At 49.0% G+C, this 10,025-nt stretch carries 6 protein-coding genes; 3 read left to right on the top strand and 3 right to left on the bottom strand.

Translation table 11 applies throughout. The annotated features are described in order from the left end of the window. The 3 genes from ACTIE6_RS09195 to ACTIE6_RS09185 all read right to left on the bottom strand — a co-directional run. On the bottom strand, positions 1-712 hold a 712-nt coding region (locus tag ACTIE6_RS09195; protein WP_439556357.1), incomplete at its 3' end, for a lysophospholipid acyltransferase family protein. A 181-nt stretch (positions 713-893) separates the two neighbouring features. Beyond that, positions 894-1,265: a DMT family protein gene (locus tag ACTIE6_RS09190; protein WP_439556356.1), complete on the bottom strand. Its 372-nt coding sequence runs from the start codon at positions 1,263-1,265 to the stop codon at positions 894-896. Between the two features lie 92 nt (positions 1,266-1,357). Continuing rightward, positions 1,358-2,155: an SDR family NAD(P)-dependent oxidoreductase gene (locus ACTIE6_RS09185; RefSeq protein WP_439556355.1), complete on the bottom strand. Its 798-nt coding sequence runs from the start codon at positions 2,153-2,155 to the stop codon at positions 1,358-1,360. A gap of 147 nt (positions 2,156-2,302) precedes the next feature. On the opposite strand from ACTIE6_RS09185, the gene ACTIE6_RS09180 reads away from it, so the two are divergent. The 3 genes from ACTIE6_RS09180 to ACTIE6_RS09170 all read left to right on the top strand — a co-directional run bounded on the left by ACTIE6_RS09180 (position 2,303) and on the right by ACTIE6_RS09170 (position 9,999). Then, positions 2,303-4,057, top strand: a complete 1,755-nt coding sequence (locus ACTIE6_RS09180) for a 7TM diverse intracellular signaling domain-containing protein (RefSeq protein WP_439556354.1) — start codon at positions 2,303-2,305, stop codon at positions 4,055-4,057. 229 nt (positions 4,058-4,286) lie between these two features. Next, positions 4,287-4,604 carry a DUF4907 domain-containing protein gene (locus ACTIE6_RS09175; RefSeq protein WP_439556353.1) on the top strand — a complete coding sequence of 106 codons (318 nt, stop codon included), beginning with the start codon at positions 4,287-4,289 and terminating at the stop codon, positions 4,602-4,604. A gap of 88 nt (positions 4,605-4,692) precedes the next feature. Further along, positions 4,693-9,999, top strand: coding sequence for a right-handed parallel beta-helix repeat-containing protein (locus ACTIE6_RS09170; RefSeq protein ID WP_439556352.1), 5,307 nt, complete (start codon positions 4,693-4,695; stop codon positions 9,997-9,999). Positions 10,000-10,025 lie beyond the last annotated feature (26 nt).

Here is a 10,025-nt window from a genome sequence, read left to right as displayed (position 1 = left end):
AATTGTATGCATTCCGGGCGGTCTGGCTTACGTCAAGGTATACCAATGCACAGTCCAGCTTCGAGGCTAGCCGCGCTGCACCGGGTTGAAAGAAGGTTTTCTGGTTTAGAAAATGAATACAATGCTCACCTGGTTTTTCGGGGCGCTGGTCGGCGATGGTAATGAAGATAGCAGGCTGCTTCTCCCTGCGTTGCAACACAAAGCGGTACCAGTCGCGTTTTGCGATCAGCTGCACGCCAAACCGGCTGCGCATCTGCATGAATGCTTTATCAATCCACTGGTTTGTTACCGGTGAGTACGCCGCGAAAACCTCGCAGCCAGTCAATGCAGGCAATAAATGCAGGTACTCCCAATTGCCAACATGCGAAGCGACGAGTACAATGGATTTCTGTTCGCGAAGGAGCTTTTGGATCAGGTTGATGTTTTCAAACCGGGTCAATGCACGCAGCTGGCGATCTGTCAAATGAGCTATTAAAAGCGACTCTGCAATCAGGTCTGCGAGGTGTCTGAAATAGCTGTGTGCAGTTTGTTTGATCTGATCCGCACTAAGTTCAGGAAAACTGGCCGCCAGGTTGTCAAAGACCACTTTCCTGCGATAATGCCAGATTTTGCTCAGAACGAAGAAAAGAATGCCTGATAGAGTGCGGCAGAAAATAAGGGCCAGCCCGAGACCAATGCGCTCCCAGATTGACAAATGCTGTAAGTTGCTCAATGTAATGTATTTGAAAGTGAGATTTCAGATACATACACGCGCGCTGGTATTCACTGCGGGCCCGGCAGAAAGCAGTTTTGCGATGTATGTGACATACCGACAACTTGCTCTGCCTTTACCCTTGATTTTTTGAGTACTTACCTGTTGTAAATTGCACAGCGGGCTTGTACATCATTGAGCATCAGCCCTTAAAAATAAAATAAACAGCTGCAACAAGCAGTGCAAAACCGATCAGGTGGTTGGTGGTGAATTGGGTATTCTTAAAAAACACGGTTGAGAAAATCATAAAAACGATCAGGGTGATTACTTCCTGGATAATTTTCAGCTGCACAAGGGAAAACGGTCCGCCCGTTTCGGAAGAGCCGATGCGGTTGGCAGGTACCTGAAAGCAGTACTCGAAAAAAGCTAGTCCCCAGCTCAGCAGAATGATCATATACAGCGGAGTTGAACTATGCCCGCCTTCTTTGTTGAAAAATTTGAGGTGACCATACCAGGCCAGCGTCATAAAAGCATTGGACAAGAAAAGCAATGCGATGGTTGAGAAGTATTTCATAGAATAAAGAAACCCTGCCCACGCGAAATTTCAAAATGTAAGGCAGCAAAAAAGGCCGGCATTCACGCCGGCCCTTTTGAAACCTGAAAAGCCTACTTCTCGTTAACCGGCTTTTGCATCTCGTTGATCTGGTGGGCTACCATCGGATCGCTCATAAAGTTGCTCAAACCCATCTGTACCTTGTTTTTCAACCCCGATATCACCTTATCTCTTCCCTCCATCAATGCCTCGTAACCGTCTTTGGCTACTTCTGCCGGATCGGCCATGCTATCGGGGTCTTGCACAGCTTTACTGTCGTTCATATCGGCTTTGTTGAAAAAGTCCGTATCCGTAACGCCCGGCAGCAATGCGGTCATCGTCACATTGGTATCCTTGATCTCGTACCTTACCGCTTCTGTGAAAGATAACACGAAAGCCTTTGTTCCGTGGTACACTGCCTGCCACGGTCCCGGCGTTTTGCTGGCGATCGAGGCCAGGTTGAGTATCCGGCCTGAGTCGCGCGCGAGCATATCTTGAAGGAAAAGCTTCGTGGTAATAACCGTCGCGGCGATATTCAGGTCTACGATTTTCAATTCACGATCGAGTTCGTTGTCCTGAAATTTACCATATACACCCTGCCCGGCATTATTGACGAGAAAGTCGATCTGCAAACCTCTGCTTTTCACCACGTCATACAGTTCCATTGCCTGCTCTCTCTCAAATAAATCCTTGGCGATTGTGACGATCTCCACATGGTACTGCGCAAATTCCGCTGCGGTGGCATCAAGCTCCTGCTGGTCTCTCGCAACAAGCACCAGCTTGTACTGGTCTTTCGCGAACAACCGCGCCAATTCCAGACCTATGCCGCTGGTGGCGCCGGTGATCAATGCATAATTTTTAGTTGCTGACATGATTTCATTGTTTGTTGATTAAGCCGCCCTTGTTAAAAAGTTATGCCATTGATCCACAATTCAGCTGTCTATTTTTGAGCAGGTACCCGATGAGTTTGAAAGAATTAGTCGTAATTTTCAGAACAATTAACCTGCAAATAATTCTATTTGAAAAAACATATACTCCTCGCTTTCCTGTGCTTTCTGCAAGCCATTTCTTTCGCCCAACCTGTCAAAGTACTTACTGACCAATCTGCCGCGCAAAAGATTGATTATCTCGCTGCGCGTGATCAGAGCTACAGGATCGGCGAAATCCGTGAAGGAAAAGGCATTGATTTCAGGTATACCGATTCACTTTCGTCAGGATACAATTACTGGCTCAGGATCAGCGTGAATAATCCGTACAATGCAGAGCGTGAATACGTAATCCGGGTGTTCCCCTCCGTGAACAATATACTTTACTACGCTGATATTGAACTTGGTCGGTGGAATGCAGATACATCAGGCTTGTTGACAGAAAACGCATCCCGGATCAGCAGCATGCTGGTTGTAAAGCTGGCTGCAAAAAGTACGAGCACCATGTACCTGAGAATGGATCTGTCAAAAGTGAAAGGCGGAACGCCTCGATTCAAACCGCTGATCGAGTTTCAGCAAAAAGCGGTCGTAGATAAAAGAGAACAGCTGATCCTGACGGTCTGGATTGCGTCCATGGCGGTGCTCGTTGTATTTTTCCTGATCAATTTAAATGTATATCTCACATTCAGGGACAGCTCCGTGCTCTACTATCTCCTTTCCCTGATTGGCGGAATGATGTACATGACTGCTTACAGAGCCTACTTCCAGGTCCCCTTTCCAAAGCCCGTTTTCAACTTTGCGCTGCGCCAAATTGTAAGTTCTTACGATGTAAACAGGTTATTCACACACTTTGGGATCATATTCGTATTGTACGGATTGGTCCAGCTCACGCGGTCTTACCTGAATACAGCCCGGAACCTGCCGGGACCGGATAAGATTTTGCGGTTTTTACTGTACAGCTACATTGGTCTCAGCGCGGTTTTAATGGTGGTCAATCTGGGTGGCTTTCCCCTGGATTATTATACGCTCCTGCCTGACAATGTATTTTGTATGCTAATCCTGGCGTTTACGCTCGCAACCTGTATCATGGGATACATCCGGAAAATTCCTTCTTCGGGTTATTTCCTTGCAGCGCAGATCCTGCCAATGCTGTGCCTGCTGGCGATGCCCATTTACCATATTTTTGTATCATTTGATAGTGAAAAAGGCGCATTTATCGCCGAAATCGCCATTGTTTCGCAGGCATTTACATTCTCAATAGCCCTGATTGCCAGAACAAAAACGATCCAGAACAACCTGCTAGCCAAAGAGCTGGATAACAAACAGCTTGAATTTGAATTGAAGGAAGTGGGCTACGTCAACAAGCTTACCCAGCTTGAACTTGAAAAGGTGAACATGGAAATTCAATCTGAAAAGTCGCGGAACGAGCTGTTGCAGGAGCGACTGGAAACGAACCAGCGTGAACTGGCTTCCTCCACCTTATATATGGTTCAAAAAAATGAACTGCTGAACCACTTGAAATTGGAAGTCGACCAGCTTAGTAAGCCGCATCAAACCAATACCTCACGTGGTTTGCGGGGTATTACCTCGCTGCTCGAAAACAATATTCAGCTCGACACCGACTGGAATAAATTCAAACTCCATTTCGAACAGGTACATCCTGACTTTTTCGAAAATCTCAAAACAACTCACCCCAACCTTACCGTGAGAGAAGTACGCCTGTATGCTTACTTTCACATGAAACTTTCACATAAGGAAATCGCAACCTTGCTGAATATCGACCCCGCGAGTGTACGCCGCGCGAAGACAAGGCTTTACAAAAAGCTCTCGTTGCAGGAAAATGACTAGGTACTGAGCTTAACGGGCACTTTTCTATTGACTTTAATGCATTAACGTATATATGTTAGCGTCAAAATATTTTCAATAAAAAGTAAATTTATTTATTTGATGATCAAACACTTGACAAAGCTGTCTACGCTTTGTCTACGCTGCCTTTTTGGTGAAATAAATTTTAATATTCTCTTTTGTTTCAAATGCCTCTGAACGTAAACCCTACCCTCCATCTCCTCTGTTTACCATGCCGCAACTGCTCTTACTTGTAAGTCTGCTCCTCTTCGGAATGCCCCGGAATGTGCCGTATCACCATGATGGTGACGGACGCATTTACAGTTACCAGATCCTGAAGAACACGGATCAGACCTTTGGCTACGATGTGTATGCCGACGGAAAATTGCTGGTGCACCAACCCAATGTACCTGCCCTGCCGGGTAATCGCGGATTTGTCACGCGCGAATCGGCCGAGATCGTAGCCAGGCTCGTGCTGCGGAAGCTGCGCAGCGGCGAAAAGCTACCGACAGTAAGTATTGAGGAAATGCGAAAGCTGAATGTGATTTGAATGCGAATACCCGACTGCAACCATTAAAACTTTAACCTTTTCTATCACTTGTATGATTAAACTCTACCCTGTTTTACTATCTGTGCTCATGCTGCTTCTCTTACAAGGACAGACACAGGCACAAAGCATTTACCTGGTTGACGGAAGCAAATCCGGCAACACAACTGCTAGTGGCGTCGCAACTGTAGATGCAGCTGCCTGGGAGAATGCGGCAGGCAAAATCCAGCTTGCACTCGCTGCCTCGCGTGCCGGTGACGAAATTTGGGTCAAAGGCGGCACTTACGAAACCACTGCCTACGAAGCGTTCGGATTAAAGGAGGGAGTCAAAATATATGGCCATTTTGCCGGCACCGAAACGCAGGTTACACAAAGAAATTTGCAAGATGAAGCCAGCGTTACTACCATACTGGGGCTGGGAACCGGCAATTTCTACGGATATGATCTGACCAGCGCGACAGTGCTCGACGGATTCAGATTGGCCCGTGCCGAAAACAGGCAAACCGGCGGCGGAGTTTATCTTGTAAATTCGTCTCTTATCATCAGAAACTGCCTTTTCGAGAACCTAAGCGTGACAAGGGAAGGCGGAGCAATATATATGGAAAACGGATCAGCCACGATCGAACATTGCATATTCCGCTCCAACTCAGCAGGCAATTACGGAAGTGCGATTTCGATGGTCGGCGCCTCTCCTACCATCACGAACTCAAAATTTGAAAGGAACAATCAGATTGCTGTACGTACCTCTAATTCCTCTCCAACTCTCACGGACTGCATTTTCTCCAATAACGCCGGGCCTTCCTTTGACGGCAATAGCAACTCTTCCGCAACCATCACAGGATCTAAATTTTTAAATAATTCATCCACAGCCATAACTGTAACACAATCATCCGTTACACTTTACAGCTCCGTTATCAGCGGCAACAACTCTGAGCGGTCGCCCGGCGGCATTTATGGTTCTGTAGCATCTTTAATCAAGCTTTCTGACTGTCTGATAGAGAACAACACGACCTCAGAGGATGTGGGAGGCGGCGTTGGTTCCTTCGGAACATTGCATATGACAAACTGCGTGGTGACGGGGAACAGGGCGCCACAGGGATCGGGTGGCGGAGTTTACTGGTCCAAGCGGGATGACAGCGAAAGTATGTCTTTGACGAATTGCGTGATTTCAAGAAACTCGGCAAGTAGTGCCGGCGGACTATTTGGCGCCCAGCTACTCAAAAACACAATCATCTGGGGCAACTCGGCGAGGTTATCAAACGGTAATGTGTTCTTTATCGACGTACCGCAAGTTGTAAACAGTATCATCGAAAACGGGTACGATGGCGAAGGGCGCATTGATGTAAATCCGCAATTTGTCAATATTGATAATCCGAAAGGGAATGACGGCATCTTTGGAACAGCTGACGATGGTTTGCGACTGCAAAGCTGCAGCCAGGCTATTGATGCAGGTACAAACGAAGGCGTTACTGCGACAACAGATGCAGGTGGCGCGCCCCGCATTTACAATTCTATCATTGACATAGGTCCCTACGAGTTCAGTGGTTCCCGCACGGCCACACCAAGCATTATCGCCGAAGGGCCTGCTTCATTCTGCGAAGGAGGCAGCGTGGTACTTCGGGCACCCGAAGGTTTTGGCAATAATTACCAATGGAACCCCGGCGGCTCCACCGATTCACGGCTGACTGTCACCACGGCCGGTTCTTACACCGTCACCATTACTACCGGCGAAGGGTGCGCAACTACCTCGGCGCCATTTACAGTAACAACCACCGAAGCTCCCGCCACACCATTGATCGCGGGAGAAGCATCCCGCGAAATTTGTCCCGACGGTAGCACCACGCTTGAAATTGCCAATCAGACAACAGGAACCTGGACGGAAAAGGCTGCTTATGGCGGAGTTGCACGTCAAAACGGGGTTTCATTTTCCATTGGTAACAAAGGCTATATCGGAACAGGACTTGGCGACAATAATACCAATCAGCGGGATTTCTGGGAATATGATCCTGCTACCGACAGCTGGACGCAGAAAGCCGATTTTACAGGAACCCCACGCAGCGTAGCCGCCGGTTTTGCGATCGGAGGAAACGGATATGTAGGTACCGGATACGATGGCGACCAGACGAGGGATTTTTATCAATTTGATCCCGTTGCAAATACCTGGACCCGGAAAGCAGATTTTGGCGGAGCAAAACGCTACAAAGCAACCGGATTCAGCATTGGAAGCAAGGGTTATATCGGGTTCGGGTATACGCCATCCGGCCACGATGATGATTTATGGGAGTATGATCCGGCTACGGACAGCTGGTCTGAAAAAGCTTCTATTCCGGGCGGCAGAGAGGCAGCTACCGCTTTCAGCATTGGCGGCGCTGCTTATGCAGGCACTGGTTTCCGCAATGGTTCTCTTTTAAGCGATTTTTACAAATACGATCAGGCAACTGATACCTGGGAAACCAAGGCAGACTTTGCAGGAGGAACGCGGCAGTATGCAGCGGCTTATGCGATCGGCGACAAAGGCTATGTAGGCGCAGGATTAAGCCCTTCGGAGAAAACCAAAGACTTCTGGATGTACGATCCTGCAACGAACACATGGACTCAGAAATCTACCTTTCCAAGCAACGAGGGTTTAGCATCGACCGGATTTTCAGTCAACGGAAAAGGATATCTGCCTGTGAGTTCAAAAGCGCTTTTCGAGTTTACGGAGAGTGATACCTATACGTGGAGTACCGGAGAAAGTACACCTTCCATCAATGTATCCACGTCCGGCACTTACACGGTCACTGCCAGCAATGCATTGGGATGTTCCACCACATCTTCGGCTGTAACCGTCACAGTTGTTCCCCTACCCTCCGCAAACGTACTGGTCGTAACACAACCTTCCTGCGCGAAAGCGACCGGCTCCATTTCGGTTGATCCCGGCAATGCAGCTGCCACTGGCAACACCTACGCCCTCGGTGAAGGCGCATTTCAGTCATCTGGGGATTTCCAGGACCTTGCTCCCGGTACGTATTCCGTGCAGATCAAAAACAGCACCGGCTGCGTTACGACCGCATCCATTACCATCAATGCACAACCGGAAGGTTCGACCACTCCAGTGATTACGGCTGGCGGACCAACAACATTCTGCGCAGGTGGGCAGGTTACGCTGTCTGCGCCGGAAGGATTTAGTACATATACCTGGAGCCCGGGCGGAGGCAATTCACCCTCTATAACCGTCAGCACAACAGGTAATTACACGGTGACCGTCACCAATGTGGCAGGCTGTACAGCCACTTCCGAACCGATCAAGGTGACTGTATCCAGCTTCCCGGTCATTGAAGCTACTTTAACCCAGCCAACCTGCACGGTGCAAACCGGTACCATTACCGCATCAACAGATCAGGATGGTAGTGAAGAAATACTATACACACTCAATGACGGAGAGTACGGTACCGAGAACGTATTTTCAAATCTCGCGCCTGGTACCTACGTCATTTATGCGGTCAACGAGGCGCGCTGCCGCAGTACCAAAGAAGTGACTATTACTTCGCCTGATCCTGTGATCACCGCATCAGGACCGACTGGCTTCTGTGCCGGTGGCAGTGTGGTACTTTCTGCACCGGCTGGTTTTGCTTCATACAGCTGGAATCCGGGCGGCGCTACTTCCTCTTCCATTACGGCTACAACGCAGGGAGATTACACTGTGACGGTGACCGACGGAAGCGGCTGCTCCATTACCTCAAAACCGACCAAAGTTTTTGTGGGCTCAAATGTGATGTATGTTGACAGGAATGCAGCTACCTCAGGAAACGGAACGAGCTGGGCCAATGCGATGAATTCTTTAAGCGATGCTGTTTTTATGGCAAAAAGCATCAGCTGTATATCTGAAATCCACGTAGCACAGGGCACCTACTACCCTACCAGCGACACCGACCGGGATAGCACCTTTACCTTTTACCGGGGAGGACTTAAAATTTACGGCGGATATCCCACCGGCGGAGGTACCCGGAACATTGCCGCCAATCCTACCATCCTGAGCGGAGATATCGGCGTGTCGGGAGATAAGACAGATAACTCGTTCCACATCGCTGCGATCGTCGGACTGAATGCAGCTTCAGATAGCCTCGTCATTGACGGGTTCAACTTTCAGGATGGCAATGCAGATCAAAAAGACAGAAGCGCGACCTACAATGGCGAACCGACCCCGCAGTCCAGCGGGGGTGCGATTCTGGCGATGTCAAATGCAGGTTTTGATAAGCTTCTTCTCACAAACTGCCGTTTTACAAACAATTCAAGCGTGGTAACCGGCGGTGCGATCACGGCATTAAACACGCGTATGACCGTCAGAAGGTCCTACTTTGCCAGCAATGCTTCGCAGTCAGCCGGGGCAATTATAGCATCGACTGACAGCCAGGAGGCGGCAGGGCGTTTCAGGGCTGAAAATTGCATTTTTACAGCCAATACCTCAATCGACCTGGCTGGTGCAATTGCCGTTATTCAAACCCCGAGCGAAATTATCAATACTGTATTCAGTGGCAATTCAGGCGGATCGCTGGGAGGCGCATTTCTGTCTTCGTCGGGAGATGTGAAGGTGACAGGTTCCGTTTTTGAAAATAATACAGCACAGAATGGCGGTGCTATACTGCAATTTTTTGGTCGGCTTGATCTGATCAACAATACATTCCATTCCAATAATGCCGGTGCTAATGCCGGGGTGCTGTACGCGCAGACTGTTGCAGTGACGCTCTATAATAACATTCTATGGAATAACAACGCGGTACAGAGCGGCACAAATAACTTTTTTACGCAATCTGGATCGCTTACCGGCAATAACAACATCATGCAAGGCGCGCCGCTCGACAATGGGGACGACAGCCCTGATCCGCTTTTCGTAAATGCGTCCCAGCCAGCAGGCACTGACCTTATTTTTGGCACCGCCGACGATGGACTCCGCATACAGCTTTGCAGTCCGGCCATCAATGCGGGCAATGCAAGTTATCTGCCTTCCTATATTACCACCGACTTGACAGCAGGTGTACGCACCGCCGGTAGCAGCGTTGATATAGGCGCTTACGAATACCAGGGTAATGCGTCAGGCTCAGAGCTGCTTGCTTCTGATGAAGCGGTTGCAACCAAAACCTTGGCAAGCGGAGAAGCGGCGGTACTGAACGTGAACGGGTCGGAATGCCAGATCATTGCTACGGTACAGTCCACCGGTGATGCGCCTGTTACAGGTAACATCACCGCCAGAATCTGGGTCGAAAGCACCCAGCCCGCGCAGTATGTAAAGCGACATTATCAACTCGTGCCGACCGACAATGCGGCCAATGCCACAGCTCGCGTAACGATTTATGCGACCGACGAAGAGTTCAATGCATTTAACACACAAAATCCCGCCCCGGCATACTCCTGCCTTTGAGTACGGACAGTGACGAAGTTAAAGCT

Source organism: Dyadobacter sp. (assembly GCF_051859145.1).
In the GTDB taxonomy this organism is placed as follows: Bacteria; Bacteroidota; Bacteroidia; order Cytophagales; family Spirosomataceae; genus Dyadobacter.
This window is presented reverse-complemented; position numbering and strand designations above follow the sequence as displayed.